This window comes from Microbacterium sp. NPDC077391 (genome assembly GCF_040686955.1).
Taxonomy (GTDB): Bacteria; Actinomycetota; Actinomycetes; order Actinomycetales; family Microbacteriaceae; genus Microbacterium; species Microbacterium commune.
In genome coordinates this window covers 171,108-186,409 of the sequence record NZ_JBFBMI010000002.1, presented here as the reverse complement: position 1 = coordinate 186,409, position 15,302 = coordinate 171,108, and the positions used below count along the sequence as shown (strand labels likewise).

The 15,302-nt window shown below is 70.4% G+C and carries 14 protein-coding genes and 1 tRNA gene; 8 read left to right on the top strand and 7 right to left on the bottom strand.

The window, feature by feature from the left end; genetic code table 11:
* Positions 1-8 precede the first annotated feature (8 nt).
* The 3 genes from zwf to pgl are packed head-to-tail and all read left to right on the top strand — an operon-like array spanning position 9 to position 3,270.
* Positions 9-1,553, top strand: coding sequence for a glucose-6-phosphate dehydrogenase (zwf, locus tag AB0O65_RS06195; RefSeq protein ID WP_191713335.1), 1,545 nt, complete (start codon positions 9-11; stop codon positions 1,551-1,553).
* Positions 1,550-2,485 (top strand): glucose-6-phosphate dehydrogenase assembly protein OpcA, encoded by a 936-nt coding sequence (locus tag AB0O65_RS06190; protein WP_071643386.1) that lies wholly within the window; start codon positions 1,550-1,552, stop codon positions 2,483-2,485. Before zwf ends, AB0O65_RS06190 begins: the two co-directional genes overlap by 4 nt.
* Before the next feature lie 5 nt (positions 2,486-2,490).
* Positions 2,491-3,270, top strand: coding sequence for a 6-phosphogluconolactonase (gene pgl, locus AB0O65_RS06185; protein ID WP_071643488.1), 780 nt, complete (start codon positions 2,491-2,493; stop codon positions 3,268-3,270).
* 35 nt (positions 3,271-3,305) lie between these two features.
* On the opposite strand, the gene AB0O65_RS06180 is transcribed toward pgl, so the two are convergent.
* A complete protein-coding gene (locus tag AB0O65_RS06180; RefSeq protein ID WP_363383692.1) occupies positions 3,306-4,277 on the bottom strand; it encodes a DMT family transporter in 972 nt (323 codons plus the stop codon).
* A gap of 73 nt (positions 4,278-4,350) precedes the next feature.
* Between AB0O65_RS06180 and def the strand changes: the two genes are divergently transcribed.
* From def to AB0O65_RS06165, 3 genes are all read left to right on the top strand, one after another.
* Complete coding sequence (gene def / locus AB0O65_RS06175) at positions 4,351-4,917, top strand: peptide deformylase (RefSeq protein WP_363383690.1); 567 nt, start codon at positions 4,351-4,353, stop codon at positions 4,915-4,917.
* A 48-nt stretch (positions 4,918-4,965) separates the two neighbouring features.
* Positions 4,966-5,952, top strand: a complete 987-nt coding sequence (locus AB0O65_RS06170; RefSeq protein WP_363383688.1) for a diaminopimelate dehydrogenase — start codon at positions 4,966-4,968, stop codon at positions 5,950-5,952.
* Positions 5,953-6,028: 76 nt separating this feature from the next.
* On the top strand, positions 6,029-6,547 hold the full coding sequence (locus AB0O65_RS06165) for a universal stress protein (protein ID WP_083428717.1): 519 nt from the start codon (positions 6,029-6,031) through the stop codon (positions 6,545-6,547).
* Positions 6,548-6,572: 25 nt separating this feature from the next.
* Here the strand turns inward: AB0O65_RS06165 and AB0O65_RS06160 are convergent, their stop codons facing one another.
* Positions 6,573-7,247: a response regulator transcription factor gene (locus AB0O65_RS06160; protein WP_071643380.1), complete on the bottom strand. Its 675-nt coding sequence runs from the start codon at positions 7,245-7,247 to the stop codon at positions 6,573-6,575.
* A gap of 198 nt (positions 7,248-7,445) precedes the next feature.
* Between AB0O65_RS06160 and AB0O65_RS06155 the strand changes: the two genes are divergently transcribed.
* Entirely contained in the window at positions 7,446-9,122 is a 1,677-nt protein-coding gene (locus AB0O65_RS06155) for a GAF domain-containing protein (protein WP_363383685.1), read from the top strand.
* Positions 9,123-9,237: 115 nt separating this feature from the next.
* A complete protein-coding gene (locus tag AB0O65_RS06150) occupies positions 9,238-9,744 on the top strand; it encodes a flavodoxin domain-containing protein (protein WP_313478390.1) in 507 nt (168 codons plus the stop codon).
* A 127-nt stretch (positions 9,745-9,871) separates the two neighbouring features.
* Here AB0O65_RS06150 and AB0O65_RS06145 read toward each other — a convergent pair.
* The 5 genes from AB0O65_RS06145 to dusB form a co-directional block, all read right to left on the bottom strand.
* A tRNA-Asn gene (locus AB0O65_RS06145) sits at positions 9,872-9,947 on the bottom strand.
* A gap of 95 nt (positions 9,948-10,042) precedes the next feature.
* A complete protein-coding gene (locus AB0O65_RS06140) occupies positions 10,043-10,810 on the bottom strand; it encodes an ATP-binding cassette domain-containing protein (protein WP_313478387.1) in 768 nt (255 codons plus the stop codon).
* Positions 10,811-10,845: 35 nt separating this feature from the next.
* Positions 10,846-12,699 carry a DNA primase gene (gene dnaG / locus AB0O65_RS06135; protein WP_363383682.1) on the bottom strand — a complete coding sequence of 618 codons (1,854 nt, stop codon included), beginning with the start codon at positions 12,697-12,699 and terminating at the stop codon, positions 10,846-10,848.
* On the bottom strand, positions 12,699-14,069 hold the full coding sequence (locus AB0O65_RS06130) for a deoxyguanosinetriphosphate triphosphohydrolase (RefSeq protein ID WP_363383680.1): 1,371 nt from the start codon (positions 14,067-14,069) through the stop codon (positions 12,699-12,701). The genes dnaG and AB0O65_RS06130 overlap by 1 nt, the downstream gene beginning before the upstream one ends.
* Positions 14,059-15,249 carry a tRNA dihydrouridine synthase DusB gene (gene dusB / locus AB0O65_RS06125; protein WP_363383678.1) on the bottom strand — a complete coding sequence of 397 codons (1,191 nt, stop codon included), beginning with the start codon at positions 15,247-15,249 and terminating at the stop codon, positions 14,059-14,061. The genes AB0O65_RS06130 and dusB overlap by 11 nt, the downstream gene beginning before the upstream one ends.
* Between the last annotated feature and the right edge of the window lie 53 nt (positions 15,250-15,302).

Genomic DNA, 15,302 nt, shown 5'->3' with positions numbered 1-15,302 from the left:
CCCCACCGATGACTGCCACCGTCTCCCGCGGACACAACCCCCTCCGCGACCCTGATGATCGCCGCCTGAATCGCATCGCCGGACCGAGCGCCTTGGTGATCTTCGGCGTGACCGGCGATCTGTCGCGCAAGAAGCTCATGCCCGCCGTGTACGACCTCGCCAACCGCGGCCTGCTGCCGCCCGGTTTCGCCCTCGTCGGCTTCGCCCGGCGCGACTGGGAGGACCAGGACTTCGCGAAGGTCGTGTACGACGCCGTGAAGGAGCACTCGCGCACCGAGTTCCGTGAGGAGACCTGGCAGCAGCTGCTGCAGGGCATCCGGTTCGTGCAGGGCACGTTCGACGACCCGCAGTCGTTCGCACGGCTGCGCGAGACCGTCGAGACGCTCGACGTCGAGCGCGGCACCATGGGCAACCACGCCTTCTACCTGTCGATCCCCCCGAAGGACTTCCCGACGGTGGCCCGCCAGCTGAAGGAATCCGGCCTGGTCGGCGAGGACAGCGACGACGACACCTGCTGGCGCCGCGTCGTGATCGAGAAGCCGTTCGGCGACGACCTGGAGTCGGCTCGGGCCCTCAACAGCGCGCTCGAGGTCGCCTTCCCCGCCGACTCGATCTTCCGCATCGACCACTACCTCGGCAAGGAGACGGTGCAGAACATCCTCGCGCTGCGCTTCGCGAACGAGCTGTACGAGCCGATCTGGAATCGCAACCACATCGATCACGTGCAGATCACCATGGCCGAGGACATCGGCGTGGGCGGCCGCGCGGGCTACTACGACGGCATCGGCGCGGCACGCGACGTGATCCAGAACCACCTGCTGCAGCTTCTCGCCCTGACGGCGATGGAGGAGCCGATCAGCCTGTCGGCCGAGCATCTTCGCGCCGAGAAGGAGAAGGTCCTCGAGGCGGTCCAGCTCCCGGAGGATCTGTCGCTGGCGGCCGCACGCGGCCAGTACGCCGGCGGGTGGCAGGGCGGCGAGAAGGTGAACGGCTTCCTCGAAGAGGAGGGGATGAACCCCCAGTCGACCACCGAGACGTACGCGGCCCTCAAGCTCGAGATCGCCAACCGCCGCTGGGCAGGTGTGCCGTTCTACCTCCGCACCGGCAAGCGCCTGGGACGCCGGGTCACCGAGATCGCGATCGTCTTCAAGCGCGCGCCGCACCATCTGATGGGCCGCGCGTCGGAGATCGGCCAGAACGCCCTGGTCATCCGCGTGCAGCCGAACGAGGGCGTCACGATCCGCTTCGGCTCGAAGGTCCCCGGCGCCGGAACCCAGGTGCGCGACGTGACCATGGACTTCGGGTACGGCCACGCCTTCACCGAGGCGAGCCCCGAGGCGTACGAGCGCCTCATCCTCGACGTGCTCCTCGGCGATCCCCCACTCTTCCCCCGGCACGAGGAGGTCGAGCTGTCGTGGAAGATCCTCGACCCGATCGAGCAGTACTGGGCATCTCTGGACGAGCAGCCCGAACAGTACGCCCCCGGCTCCTGGGGCCCTGCCTCGGCCGATGACCTCCTTGCCCGCGACGGACGAGTCTGGAGACGCCCGTGATCATCGACATTCCCGACACGACGATCAGTCAGGTCGCCAAGCAGCTCGTCAAGGTGCGCGAAGAGGGCGGCGCCGTCGCCCTCGGTCGTGTGCTGACCCTGATCATCGCCGCCCGCAACGGGGTCGCCGAAGAGGCGATCGAGGCGGCCAACGACGCATCCCGCGAGCACCCGATGCGCGTGATCGTCCTCACCCTCGGCGACGGCGAGGCCCGACTGGACGCGCAGATCCGCGTCGGCGGCGATGCCGGAGCGAGCGAGGTGGTGGTGCTGCGAGCCTTCGGCGACGCGGCGAGCAACGCCGAGAGCCTGGTCACCGGACTCCTGCTGCCGGATGCCCCCGTTGTCGCGTGGTGGCCGGACGAGGCGCCGCTGGATGCCGCGGATTCCCCTCTCGGGCGGATCGCGCAGCGCCGCATCACCGACGCGGCCACGAGCTCCGATGTGCGCGACCGCCTGACCCTGCTGGGCCGCACCCACGCCCCCGGCGACACGGACCTCGCCTGGACCCGCCTCACGCACTGGCGCGAACAGCTCGCAGCCGTGCTCGACCAGCCGCCCTTCGAGGACGTGGTCGGCGCCGAGGTGCGCGGCGCCGCGGCGTCGCCGTCGACCGCGCTGCTGGCCGCATGGCTGCAGATGGCGCTCGATGTGCCCGTGACGTGGTCGTACGAGGATCCGAGCGAGTGGGAGGAGGGCATCAAGTCGGTGCGCCTCACCCGCGCCAGCGGCGACATCCTGCTCGAGCGGCCCTCACCCGGCGTCGCCGTGCTGACCCAGCCCGGCCAGCCCGACCACGAGCTGCACCTGCCGCGGCGCACGCTGCGCGAGTGCCTCGCCGAGGAGCTGCGCCGCCTCGACGCGGATCTGCTCTATGGTCGTGTCATCACCGAGGGCTGGTCGCACCTCGGCCCGCCCGAGCAGGGAGCGTGATCGGCGTGAAGGTCCAGGGAACGACGAAGACCGTGGTCGTCGAGCCCACTCCCGCCGATCTCGCGGCGCGCGTGGCAGACCGCTTCATCACCCGCCTTCAGGCCCGCACCCGCAACGGCCGCATCGCGCACGTGTGCCTCACGGGTGGTTCGATGGGCGGGGCCGTGCTCGCGGCGACCGCAGAGGACCCCCGTTCGGCGGACATCGACTGGTCGCTGGTGCACTTCTGGTGGGGTGACGAGCGCTTCGTCGAGCGCGACGACCCCGACCGCAATTCGCTGCAGTCGCGGCGTGCGCTGCTCGATCACATCCCCGTACCGGCCGAGAACGTGCACGAGGTCGCCGCGCCCAGCGACGGCGTCACCCTCGACGAGGCGGCCCAGGCGTACGCCGCCGAGCTCGCCCGCTTCGCCAGCGTGCACGACGAGTGGCCGTCGTTCGCGGTCTGCTTCCTCGGCGTCGGACCCGACGGGCACATCGCCTCGCTGTTCCCCGACCGCCCCGAGGTGACCGTGACAGACGCCGCGGCGCTGCCGGTGCGCAACTCGCCCAAGCCGCCGCCGGAACGCGTCACGCTGACCCGTCCGGTGCTGAATTCAGCCAAGCGCGTCTGGCTGGTGCTGACCGGTGCCGACAAGGCATCCGCTCTCGGTCTCGCCCTCGCCGGCGCAAGCTACGCCAGTGTGCCGGCGGCGGGCGCGAAAGGGCGCCGCCGCACGGTGTTCTTCGTCGACGAGGCCGCCGCAGCGGAGGTCTCGCCCGAGCTCATCGACCGGGACTACTGAGCCCGGCCGGTCCGGCCGGCCGTTTCTGGTGCGGGTCAGTTCTGCGCGGACGCTGAACCCGTGCCCGGGTCGCTGCCCCGGCGGATGCCGAGCTCCTGGCTGTCGCTGAGCACCTGCGGGTGGTACCGCGCCAGGCTGAACACGCCCCAGATGGCGATCGCTCCGGCGACGACGAACAGGATCACGACCCACAGCGGAGCGGCCGCGGCCTCCCCGAGCACGAGCGCGCCGATGAGCACGGCCACGATCGGATCGATCACCGTGAGGCCGGCGATGACGAGGTCGGGCGGCCCCGAGCTGTAGGCGGTCTGCACGAAGTACGCGCCGACGGCGGCGGCGGCGATCAGGGCGATCACGCAGACCACGGTGAGCCACTCGAAGTCGCCGGCCTGGATGCGGCTGATGACCGCCTTGGCGAGCGTGGCGACGAAGCCGTACAGGATGCCGGCGCCGGTGACGTAGAACAGGGCGCGCATGCGGCGACGCAGGATCAGCCAGCACGCGCCGAGGGCGATGATCACGACCAGCAGGATCGTGAGGATCATGAAGAGGTCGTCGTTGCTGATCGGTCGTTCGGTCGCGTAGAGCGCGGCAAACACGACGAACAGGAAGATGCCGCCGAGACACGCGCCGATCGCGATCAGCGACTGCCGGGTCGGGGTGTGACCGGAGATCCGCGCGTTCAGAAGAGTGGTCACCACGAGCGCGATCGCACCGAGCGGCTGCACGACGATCAGCGGGGCGATGGCGATGGCGCTGAGCTGGCACACGATCGCCAGGGCCAGCATCAGGGTCCCGATGATCCACGACGGGCGTGTGAGCAGCCCCTTCAGCTGTGCGCCGCTGAGACCGGTCGCGCCCTGCGTGCCGCTGAGCCGCTCCACCTTCTCGACGCCGCGATGCTGGTACTGCGCACCGAGCGACATGAAGACCGCTCCGGCCAGAGCCAGCGGGATGCCGAACAGCAGAGCGGGGTTCTGGAACACCCCGACAAGCTGATCGCTCACGTTCCCTGCGAAGTCCGCCCCATGCTGCACCGTCTCACCCTACCTGCCGCTTCCCGCCCGTTAGGGTTGTGGCGTGGCTGTTCTTCCGATTCGCATCATGGGCGATCCTGTTCTGCACGCACCCGCGAGCGAGGTGGGCGAGGTGACCGACGAGATCCGCACGCTCGTCGCCGACATGTACGAGACGATGGACGCCGCTCCCGGCGTCGGGCTGGCGGCGCCACAGGTGGGCGTGGGCCTGCGCATCTACGTCTACTCCTACGTCGACGATGACGAGAACCCCTGGCGCGGGGAGATCATCAACCCCGTGCTGTGGATGACCCCTCTCGAGCCCGGCTCCCCCGACCCCGACGAGGAGTCCGAGGGCTGCCTGTCGTTCCCCGGTGAGCGCTTCGCGCTGCGCCGCTCGGACCGCGTGCTCGTCACGGGCACGGATCTCGCGGGCCGCGACGTGCGCATCGAGGTCGACGGCTGGCGGGCGCGCATCATGCAGCACGAGTTCGACCACCTCGACGGCGTGCTCTACGTCGATCGCCTCGGCGACTCGGACGCGAAGACGGTGCAGAAGATCGCGCGCAAGCGCGGCTGGAACCGCGGCTCGCACAGCTGGATGCCCGGGGTCGACGACCTCGAGGGCTGAGACTCCCCCACGGACAGACCGCGCTCGCGCGCTACAGAAGAGAGCACCATGAACGCACAGCTGCGCATCGGCATCGTCGGCTACGGCAATCTCGGGCGCGGGGTCGAGCGATCCATCGCCCTGAATCCCGACATGCGCCTCGTCGGGGTGTTCACCAGGCGCGACCCCGATTCGGTCCGCACGGTCGACCCGGCCGTCCCGGTGCGAGGCGTCGACGAGCTCGACGCCATGCAGGACGAGATCGACGTGCTGGTCCTCTGCGGCGGCTCGAAGAGCGACCTGCCCGAGCAGACGCCGCAGCTCGCATCCCGCTTCTCGGTCGTGGACAGCTTCGACACCCACGCGCGCATCCCCGAGCATTTCGCCGCTGTCGACGCCGCGGCGCGGGCAGCGGGGACCACCGCGGTGATCTCGACCGGATGGGATCCCGGGCTGTTCTCGTTGCAGCGGCTCTACGGCGAGGCGATCCTGCGGCAGGGCGAGACGTACACCTTCTGGGGGCGCGGACTCAGTCAGGGGCACTCCGACGCCATCCGTCGCGTGCCCGGAGTCGCGGCCGGCGTGCAGTACACGATCCCGTCCGACGATGCTGTGGCCAGGGTGCGCGCGGGCGAGCGTCCCGAGCTCGGCACGCGGGACAAGCACACCAGGGAGTGCGTGGTGGTGCTGGCGGACGGCGCCGATCCGGATGCCGTGCGCGAGGCGATCGTGAGCATGCCCGACTACTTCGAGCCCTACGACACGACGGTGCGGTTCGTGTCGGCGGAGGAGCTCACCCGCGATCACGCCGGCGCGCCGCACGGCGGCTTCGTGATCCGCAGCGGGACGACCTCCGACGCCTCGTCTCAGACGATGGAGTTCCGACTCGCCCTCGAGTCGAACCCCGAGTTCACCGCCAGCGTCCTCGTGGCGTACGCGCGCGCCGCCGCGCGCCTGCACGCGTCGGGCGACCACGGCGCGAAGACGCCGTTCGACATCGCGCCGGGGCTGCTCTCCCCGAAGACCGCTGAGCAGCTGCGCGCCGAGCTGCTCTGACTCCACACCGATCGCCGCAGCCGCTCATGGGACTTTCGTCCCGGCGCAGCGGGAGGCGGGCGGGCAGGGTGACGTCATGGACACCAACGCCCCAGCGCGCAGCACCGACGCGGCCGACGGCCGACACACCGAGGACGACCGCATCGTCGTCGGCGTCGACGGATCCGCCGCCTCCATCGCGGCGCTGCGATACGGAGCCCGGATCGCCGACGCGCTCGACGCTCCCCTCGAGGCGGTGACCACCTGGACCTATCCGCCGATCATGGACTCGTACACGATCGCCGGCTGGTCGCCGGAAGACGATGCCGAGAAGCTGCTCGATGCCGCGATCGCCGACGCGTTCGCATCCGATCCGCCGGCAGACCTCGTGCGCAGCGTGCTCGCAGGCCCGGCCGCGCCGACGCTCATCGACGTCAGCCGCCGAGCGGGGATGCTCGTACTCGGGAACCGCGGGCACGGGGGCTTCGTGGGCCTGCTCCTCGGGTCGGTGAGCACGGCGTGCGCGGCACATGCGAAGTGCCCCGTGCTGATCGTGCACGCGCACGCGGACGTGCCCGCGGCATCGCGACAGAGCGAGCCGGTCCCGCACCGGTGAGCAGCGGTCTGCGACCGCATCCGGGTCACGGATGCGGCACGGACCGCCCGGCGATCTGCGCATCCATCTGCGCATGCTTGCGATCGTTCTCGAAGAGCGCGGCCTGCGTGCGGTGCTCCAGCCCGAGCTTGGCGAGCATGGTCGAGACGTAGTTCTTCACCGTCTTCTCGGCCAGGCCGAGCCGGTCCGCGATCAGGCGGTTGGTGAGCCCGTCGGCGATCAGAGCGAGGATCTGCCGTTCGCGCAGCCCCAGCGAGCCGAACCGCGGATCGTCTGCGGCCATTGCGCGCATCTGCTGAGCCGCCCGCTGCGCAGCCACCGGGTTGATCAGCCGATGGCCTGCGGCGATGCGCTGGATGGCGTGCACCAGATCCACACCGTGCGCGCTCTTGAGCAGGTACCCTGAGGCGTCCGCCAGGATCGACGCGAAGACGGCATCGTCGTCGTCGAATGCGGTGAACATCAGACAGCGCACCCGCGGATGCCGCTGCCGGATCTCACGGCACAGCTCCGCGCCGTTGCCGTCCGGAAGCTGCACGTCCAGCACAGCGACGTCGGGCAGAGTGGCCGCGACCCGGCCGAGCGCCTCCCGGCAGGTCGCCGCCTCACCGACCAGCTCCATGTCCGGCTGCGAGGCCAGCAGCTCGGCGACGCCGCGCCGGACGACCTCGTGATCGTCCACCAGGAACACCCGCAGCATGGCGTGGCCCCTCTCGAAGTCGTTCCGACCGTACGCGGCAACGAGGCGGAGCCGCTGTGCACGACAGTACGCGGACGGCGATGAGACCGCATGGGACTTTCGGCCCGACGCGACGGCGCGGGCGCCGGTGATCCCGCTGTCGGCCGCACCGCCTCGGACGCTACACTCGGGCTACCAGCCACCGGGAGGTGCTGCAGCGTGGACGCGAACCTTCAGTTTCCCGATCAGCCCAGAGCCGAGCTCGACAAGACGATCGGCGAGCTCATCTCGCACGCTGAGCATGTGCTGGCCGTGCAGGGGCGGCTGCGCGAGCTGCTGACGGCCACACGGTCGGTCATCGACGCCCTCGACATCGACAGGGTGCTGGGCCAGATCGTGCAGTCCGCGATGACTCTCGTCGGCGCCCGGTACGGAGCGCTCGGAGTGATCGACGAGAACCGGACGCTGGAGCGCTTCGTGCACTGCGGGATCCCCGCCGAACAGGTCGAGAGGATCGGCCCGCTTCCGCACGGATACGGGCTGCTGGGGGCCGTCATCGACTCGGCGGAGACGATCCGGCTCGCGCACATCACCGACGACGCCCGCTCGGTCGGTTTCCCGGAGCACCACCCCCCGATGGACGCCTTCCTCGGTGTGCCGATCCTGCTGCGTGACGAGGTGTACGGGAATCTGTACCTCACCGACCCCGCCGCCGGGTTCTTCACCGAGGAGGACGAGCAGCTGATCCAGGCTCTCGCGAGCACGGCCGCGGTCGCCATCCAGAACGCCCGACTCTACGACGAGGCGCGACGCCAACAACGGCTGAGCAAGGCGTTCTCCGAGATCGCGACGGCCCTGCTCTCCTCCCGCACCGCCGACGTGCTGAGCGTCGTGGCCGAGCACGTCGCGCTCGTCATCCCCAGTCGGCTGGTCACCATCGCCGTACCCGCCGACAGCGAGAACATCCGCATCGCGGTCGCGCACGGCGAAGGCTCCGCTGACCTCGCCGGCACCACCATCCCCGCCATCACCTCCCTGGCAGCGCGCGCGATCGAGAGCGGGCAGCCGATCATCGACGAGTCACACGAGCGGACGTTCCTCGACGGCCGGATCCTCGTCGGACCCGGCGCCGCGGTCCCGCTGACGGCCTCGGGCCGTGCGATCGGCGCGCTCTGCGTGTTCCGCGAGCGCGCGGAGAGCGGCTTCACCCGCAGCGAACTCGCCACGATCGCGGAGTTCTCCGCCCACGCCGGCATCGCCGTGTCCCTCGCGTGGGCCCGAGCGGATCGTCAGCGCCTGGACATCATCGAGGACCGCGCACGGATCGCGCGGGATCTGCACGATCACGTGATCCAGCGGCTCTTCGCGACCAGCCTCGGCCTGCAGGCCCTGAGCGCAGCGATCCCCGCGCAGTCCGAGCGCATCGACGAGCACGTCAGCGAGCTCGATGCCGCGATCGCAGACATCCGCACGGCGATCTTCACCCTCCGCGGACGGCAGCCGGGGGCGCAGCAGACGCGCGACCGCATCCTCGCTGTCGTCGCCGAACTCGCCCCCGCGCTCTTCCGGCCACCGCGGGTGACCTTCTCGGGACCGGTCGATCTCGCCGTCACGGGCACCCTCGCCGACGATGTGATCGCCGTCGTGCGGGAATCGCTCGCGAACATCGCACGCCACGCGAACGCACAGAACTGCTCGGTCGCTGTGGAGGTCGACGATGCCGGTGTCACCGTCACCGTCGACGACGACGGCGACGGCCTCGGAGAGCGTGCCGGCGTGCCCAGCGGAACCGTGAATCTCGCGCACCGCGCGGCCGATCACGGCGGCGACTTCAGCATCGCCGACGGCACGGACCGGGGCACCAGAGCGCAGTGGCGGGTTCCAGTCACCTCCTGACCCCGGGTCCACGCGGGGAGCTGTGACCAAAGTCCCGGTGCAGCGCCGGCGGTTCCGAGAACATGATGTCAGCGCGGAGCACCACGACGTTCCGCGCGGAGAGTCGGGAGTCAGCATGCGCGCACTCGTCGTCTACGAGACCATGTTCGGCAACACGCGGAAGATCGCGGAGGCGATCGCCGACGGCATGCGCGACAGCGCGCACGTCGATCTCGTCGAGGTGACGGACGCCCCGGACGACATCTCCGACGCGGTCGACCTCCTCGTGGTCGGCGGCCCCACTCACGCGTTCTCGATGTCGCGGTACTCCACCCGGCAGGAGGCCGCGCACCGCGGGGGCCGAGTCGCCGATCTCCCGCGCGGCATACGCGATTGGCTGTCCGATCTGCCGTCCGGTGAGGACAAGCCGATCTTCGTCGCGTTCGACACGCGCGTCGACATGCCGCTGATGCCGGGCGCGGCCTCGCGTTCGGCGACCCGGGCAGCGCGACGGAAGGGATTCACGCACACGGCCGCGCCGGAGAGCTTCCTCGTCGAGGGCTATGAGGGACCGCTCGTGGACGGGGAGCTCGATCGGGCCAGGCAGTGGGGACATTCGCTCACCGCCGGGCCTGCGGACTGACGCACGGAGGGGTCTGCGCACGTGCGCTTCGTCGACAACCGGATCCTGGTGCGCTCGTACTGATCGCGCGACGATCCGAGCGGAGAGACGACGAAACCCCGCCACTCGGGCGGGGTTTCGCAGGGATTGGCTCCCCGGCTTGGACTCGAACCAAGAACCTGCCGGTTAACAGCCGGCTGCTCTGCCAATTGAGCTACCGAGGATCATTCGGTCGTTCCCCGCTGCGCGGGCAACTCCCCCAGCTTAGCAAACTCCACCGGCGCTGCTGAACACACGGCGCCGCCCGGGCGTGGCGGGGTCAGGGCGTGACGTCGCCTTCGGCGTTCGGCGCCCAGATGAGGTTCGATCCGGTGCCTCGAGCCACGACATGACCCGTCCGCAGCAGCAGTGCCTCGGCGTCGAGCTCGCGGATGAACGCGGCGTCGTTCGTCACCAGCAGCGCGGCCATGGCGCGCTCGGTGCGGCGGCGGGTGATCGCATCGAAGACGACCGGTCGCACCTCGAGGTCGAGGTTCGCGAGCGGTTCGTCGGCGATGAGCACGTGCGGTTCGAGCATGAGCGCTCGGGCGATCGCGACGCGTTGGCGCATGCCGGCGCTGAGCTCGTAGGGGAACTTCGAGGCGAGCCCCAGCGGCAGGTGCAGCTCGTCGAGCAGCGACGCGACACGGATCGCCAGCGCCCTGCCGTTGACCTTCTTCTCGCGCGACGTGATCGGCTCCGAGATCGCCTCGGCCACGGTGAGCCGGGGTGGCAGCGCCGCGCCTGCCGCCTGCGCGAGGTGACCGGTGAGCGCGGTGAGGGTGCGACGAGCGCGCCCCGGTCTGCGGATGTTCACACCGCACACCGTCGCTCGACCCCCGGCGACTTTCAGCGACGCGTCACCCATCCCGGCCAGCGCGGTCACGAGGGTCGACTTCCCCGCGCCGGTCGCCCCGCCGATGCACATCAGCTCGCCGGGCCGGAGCGAGAACGTCACACCGTCGACCGCGCGGGTCGTTCCGCCGTGCCCGATCCGGTCGATGACCAGGTCGTGGCAGTCGATCGCGAACTCGCTGTCGGCAGGCATACCGTCCATCCTGCCGGTTCCGCGAGCGAAAGCGCTCAGGACTCGGTGAACCGCAGCCGCTCGGCATCCACATCGCGCAGGCGCATGCGCAGCGCACGGCCGCCGTCCGAGTCGGCCGGCACCCGCTGCACGGCACCCAGCAGCTCCTGCTTCTCGCGCTCGATGCTGCGCAGGATCAGCCGCCGGCACAGGTCAGCCGACGAGGCGAGTGCGCCCTCGTCGTCGCGTGCCGGGAACGGCATCATCAGCAGCTCCCCCGCGAGGCTGCGGTACGGCTCGCGAACGCTGTCCGCCGCCGCCGTCGCCCAGCCGACGCGGGTGCGATCGCCGACCGACGCCACGGCGTCGCGCACCGCGTTCAGCGCCGGATGCCGGAACGGCTCGCTCAGCGCGCGCGCGAGCACCTCCTGGTCGAGTCGGTGACCGTACTGCAGCACGCCCATCAGCGCATCGCGCTCGAGCGCGACCTCGGGCGTGCGCGGCAGGTCCACCAGGCGAACCCGTGTGGTGCTCTCGACGCCGTCCCCGGCGGGCGGCGGCTGCTGACGCTGTGCGGGCTGCTCGCGTTCTCCGCGTGCCGCGCGCTGCACCTGCTGGTGCACGGCCGTGGGGTCCATCCCGAGTCGGCGGGCGAGCACCCGCTCGTATCCGGGGCGCAGCAGCTCGTCGCGGATCTCGGCGACGATCGGCGCTGCGGCACGCAGGGCACCGACCTGCCCCTCGACGGTCGAGAGGTCGTAGCCGGCGAGCTTGCGGTCGATCGCGAACTCGAACATCGGCACCTTGGCATCCATCAACCCGCGCACAGCGGCATCGCCGCGCTGCAGACGCATGTCGCACGGATCGAGGCCGTCGGGCGCGACGGCCACGAAAGTCTGCGCGGTGAAGCGGGAGTCCTCCGAGAAGGCGCGCAGGGCCGCCTTCTGTCCCGCTTCGTCGCCGTCGAACGTGAACACCACCTCGCCCGCCGCCGAGTCGTCGCCCATCACCCGGCGAAGCACCTTGATGTGCTCCGCACCGAACGCGGTGCCACAGGTCGCGATCGCCGTCGTGACGCCGGCGAGATGGCACGCCATCACATCCGTGTACCCCTCGACGACGACGACGCGACGCGGGTCGCCCCTGCTGATGTCTCGCTTGGCGAGGTCGAGCCCGTAGAGCACCTGCGCCTTCTTGTAGATCGGCGTCTCGGGGGTGTTCAGGTACTTCGGCCCCTGGTCGTCGTCGTAGAGCTTGCGCGCGCCGAACCCGATCGTCTGACCGGTGACGTCGCGGATCGGCCAGACGACTCGGCCACGGAACCGGTCGTAGACGCCGCGCTGGCCGGCCGAGACCAGCCCGGCCGCGGTGAGCTCGTCGCGTGTGAAGCCCTTTGCGCTCAGCGCCTTGAGCATGTTGTCCCACCCGCGCGGCGCGTAGCCGACACCGAAATGGGCTGCCGCGCCCGCATCGAACCCGCGCTCACCGAGGAAGCGCCGAGCGCTCTCCGCCTCGGGGCTGAGCAGCTGCGACCGGAAGTACTCCCCCGCCGCGGTGTTGGCGGCGTACAGCCGGCTGCGGCCGCTGGTCTCCGGCGCGGCCCCGCCGTCCTCGTAATGCAGCGAGTAGCCGACGCGGGCGGCGAGCCGCTCGACGGCCTCGGTGAAGCTCACGTGATCCATCTCGCGCAGGAACGAGTAGACGTCTCCCGAGGCGCCGCAGCCGAAGCAGTGGTAATAGCCGACCTGCGGGCGCACGTGGAAGCTCGGGCTCTTCTCGTCGTGGAACGGACACAGGCCCTTGAGCGATCCGACGCCGGCAGACTTCAGCGCGACGCGCTCCCCCACGATGTCGGCGATGTTCGTGCGGGTCTTGACCTCCTCGACGTCCGCCTGCAGGATGCGCGGCATCAGACGGCCCCTTCGACGACCACCCGGGATTCAGCTCGGTGGCGCACCCCGGGCCGGGCGTGACGCGGTGACCAGATCCCCACCTCGGCGGGATCGATCTCGCCGACGAGACGATTGTGCCAGTCGACGGCGGTCTGGTCGGTCAGGCTCGCGATCTGGTCGACGACCACCCGGGCGCGCTGCGCATCGGAGTCCGCCGCGAGGAAATCCGCCGAGAACGCGGGCTCCAGCACGTCCGCTCCCGCCGACCACAGGGCATCGGTCGACCACAGCGCGTCGGCCAGTCGCTGCAGCACGCGACGCTGCTCCTTGTACACGCCCTTCCGGGCGTCGATCGTGACGATGGCCTGACCCATGATGCCCTTGAGTACGGCGATCTCGGTCTCGACCTCACGAGGGATCACTACGTGCGCGCTGTACCGCGCGAGCGTCTCACCCGGGTACGCCGCCCGTGTCGCGGCCACCGAGCCGCGCGCGAAGCGCCCGATCATGTCGCTCGTGAGGTTCTTCAGCCGGGCGAGGTCACGACGCGATCGGTCGAACGAGCGCATCCACATCGTCTCGCGGGTGAGTCGGTAGAGCGCGTCGGCCAGCTCGTCGCGGGTGTAGTCGTACCCGACCCACTGCTGGATGCGGCCGACGAGGGGGTGGTGCTCGACCGGATCCGACAGCTGCGCCACATCGACGTAGCCGTTCACGATCGCGTCCTCGAAGTCGTGCACCGAGTAGGCGATGTCGTCGGACAGATCCATGATCTCGGCCTCGATGCACCGCTCGCGACCCGGGGCTCCGTCGCGCATCCACCGGAAGACCGGCTCGTCCTCGGGGTACACGCCGAACTTCAGCCGCCCGCCCGGGTCCGGCATGGGCTCGTCGACGGTCCACGGGTACTTGCAGGTCGCGTCGAGGCTGGCGCGGGTGAGGTTGAGCCCGACGGAGTGATCGCTGTCGTCGAGCACCTTGGCCTCGAGGCGGGTCAGGATGCGCAGCGACTGCGCGTTGCCCTCGAAGCCGCCGATGTCCTCCGCCCACTCATTCAGGGCGCGTTCGCCGTTGTGCCCGAACGGCGGATGCCCGAGGTCGTGGCTCAGGCAGGCCGTGTCGACCACGTCGGCCGAGACGCCCAGGGCGCTGGCGAGCTCGCGGCCGACCTGGGCGACCTCGAGGGAGTGCGTGAGCCGGTTCCGCGCGAAGTCGGCGGTGCTGGCCGGACTGAGCACCTGGGTCTTCGCCGCGAGGCGCCGAAGCGCCGCGGAGTGCAGCACGCGTGCGCGGTCGCGGGAGAAGTGGTCGCGCTCGGACCGATGGGTCTCCGCGAAGAAGCGCTCGGCGTCATGCTCGTCGTAGCCGTGCACGAGGTCAGCCGCCATCGTTCTCGGTCTCCGCTCCGCGCATCATGTCGCCGACGCCCTCGCCGATCTCGCGCGAGTCGAGCCAGCCCTCGGGCAGGGCGGTTCGCTTGGGCGAACCGGCGCGCCCGCGCTGGCCCTCCGCACCGACGCCGGGGTACGGCGCGTCGCCGATCGTGCCGAGCAGGTCGTCGATCTCCTGGAGGGTGGATGCCCGCGCCAGCGCGGCGCGCAGCTCGCCGCCCACCGGGTAGCCCTTGAAATACCAGGCGACGTGCTTGCGGATGTCCTTGCAGCCGCGATCCTCGTCCTCGAAGAACTCCACCAGCAGCTCCGCGTGCCGGCGGAAGGCGTCCTTGACGAAGCCGAGCGTCGCGTCGACGACGGGTGCGGGCTCGCCACCCGGCTGGGCAGAAGGTCCGAGGGCCGCGGCGAGTTCGCCGAACAGCCACGGCCGGCCCAGGCATCCGCGACCGACGACCACGCCGTCGCAGCCGGTCTCCTCCATCATCCGCACCGCGTCGGCGGCCGACCAGATGTCTCCGTTGCCCAGCACGGGGATGCTGGTGACCGCCTGCTTGAGCTCGCCGATGGCGCTCCAGTCGGCGTGGCCGGAGTAGTACTCCGAGGCCGTGCGCGCGTGCAGCGCGACGGCGGCCGCACCGGCATCCTCCGCCGCCCGGCCGGCGTCGATGAAGGTGAGGTGGTCTTTGTTGATGCCCTTGCGCATCTTCACGGTCAGCGGCACGTCGCCCGCCGCCTTCACCGCCCGCTGGACGATGTCGGAGAACAGGCCGATCTTCCACGGCAGCGCGGCGCCGCCGCCCTTGCGGGTGACCTTGGGAACCGGGCAGCCGAAGTTCAGGTCGATGTGATCGGCGCGATCCTCGGCCACGATGATCCGCACGGCCTCGGCGATCGTCGCGGGATCGACGCCGTAGAGCTGGATCGACCGGGGGGTCTCGCTCTCGTGATGCTGGATGAGTCGCATCGTGATGGCGTTGCGCTCGACGAGCGCGCGCGAGGTGATCATCTCGCTCACGTACAGGCCTGCGCCGTACTCCCGGCACAGCCGGCGGAATGCCGTGTTCGTGATACCCGCCATCGGGGCCAGCACCACCGGGGTGTCCAGTGCGATCGGGCCGATGCGCAGAGCGGGGGCCGGGGCGGTGTCGAGAGCGGAGTCAGGGGCGATAGTCATGTCTTGTCCATTCTCCCAGACGGCGGCCGGACCAGGGCACCGCGCGTTTAGGC

Bases quoted from the DNA above. Each gene is read 5' to 3' on its own strand.
- AB0O65_RS06130 (WP_363383680.1), bottom strand. From the start codon at position 14,069: ATGGCGGCTGACCTCGTGCACGGCTACGACGAGCATGACGCCGAGCGC.
- AB0O65_RS06165 (WP_083428717.1), top strand. From the start codon at position 6,029: ATGGACACCAACGCCCCAGCGCGCAGCACCGACGCGGCCGACGGCCGA.
- AB0O65_RS06170 (WP_363383688.1), top strand. From the start codon at position 4,966: ATGAACGCACAGCTGCGCATCGGCATCGTCGGCTACGGCAATCTCGGG.
- zwf (WP_191713335.1), top strand. From the start codon at position 9: ATGACTGCCACCGTCTCCCGCGGACACAACCCCCTCCGCGACCCTGAT.
- dnaG (WP_363383682.1), bottom strand. From the start codon at position 12,699: ATGCCGCGCATCCTGCAGGCGGACGTCGAGGAGGTCAAGACCCGCACG.
- dusB (WP_363383678.1), bottom strand. From the start codon at position 15,249: ATGACTATCGCCCCTGACTCCGCTCTCGACACCGCCCCGGCCCCCGCT.
- AB0O65_RS06160 (WP_071643380.1), bottom strand. From the start codon at position 7,247: ATGCTGCGGGTGTTCCTGGTGGACGATCACGAGGTCGTCCGGCGCGGC.
- AB0O65_RS06140 (WP_313478387.1), bottom strand. From the start codon at position 10,810: ATGCCTGCCGACAGCGAGTTCGCGATCGACTGCCACGACCTGGTCATC.
- AB0O65_RS06150 (WP_313478390.1), top strand. From the start codon at position 9,238: ATGCGCGCACTCGTCGTCTACGAGACCATGTTCGGCAACACGCGGAAG.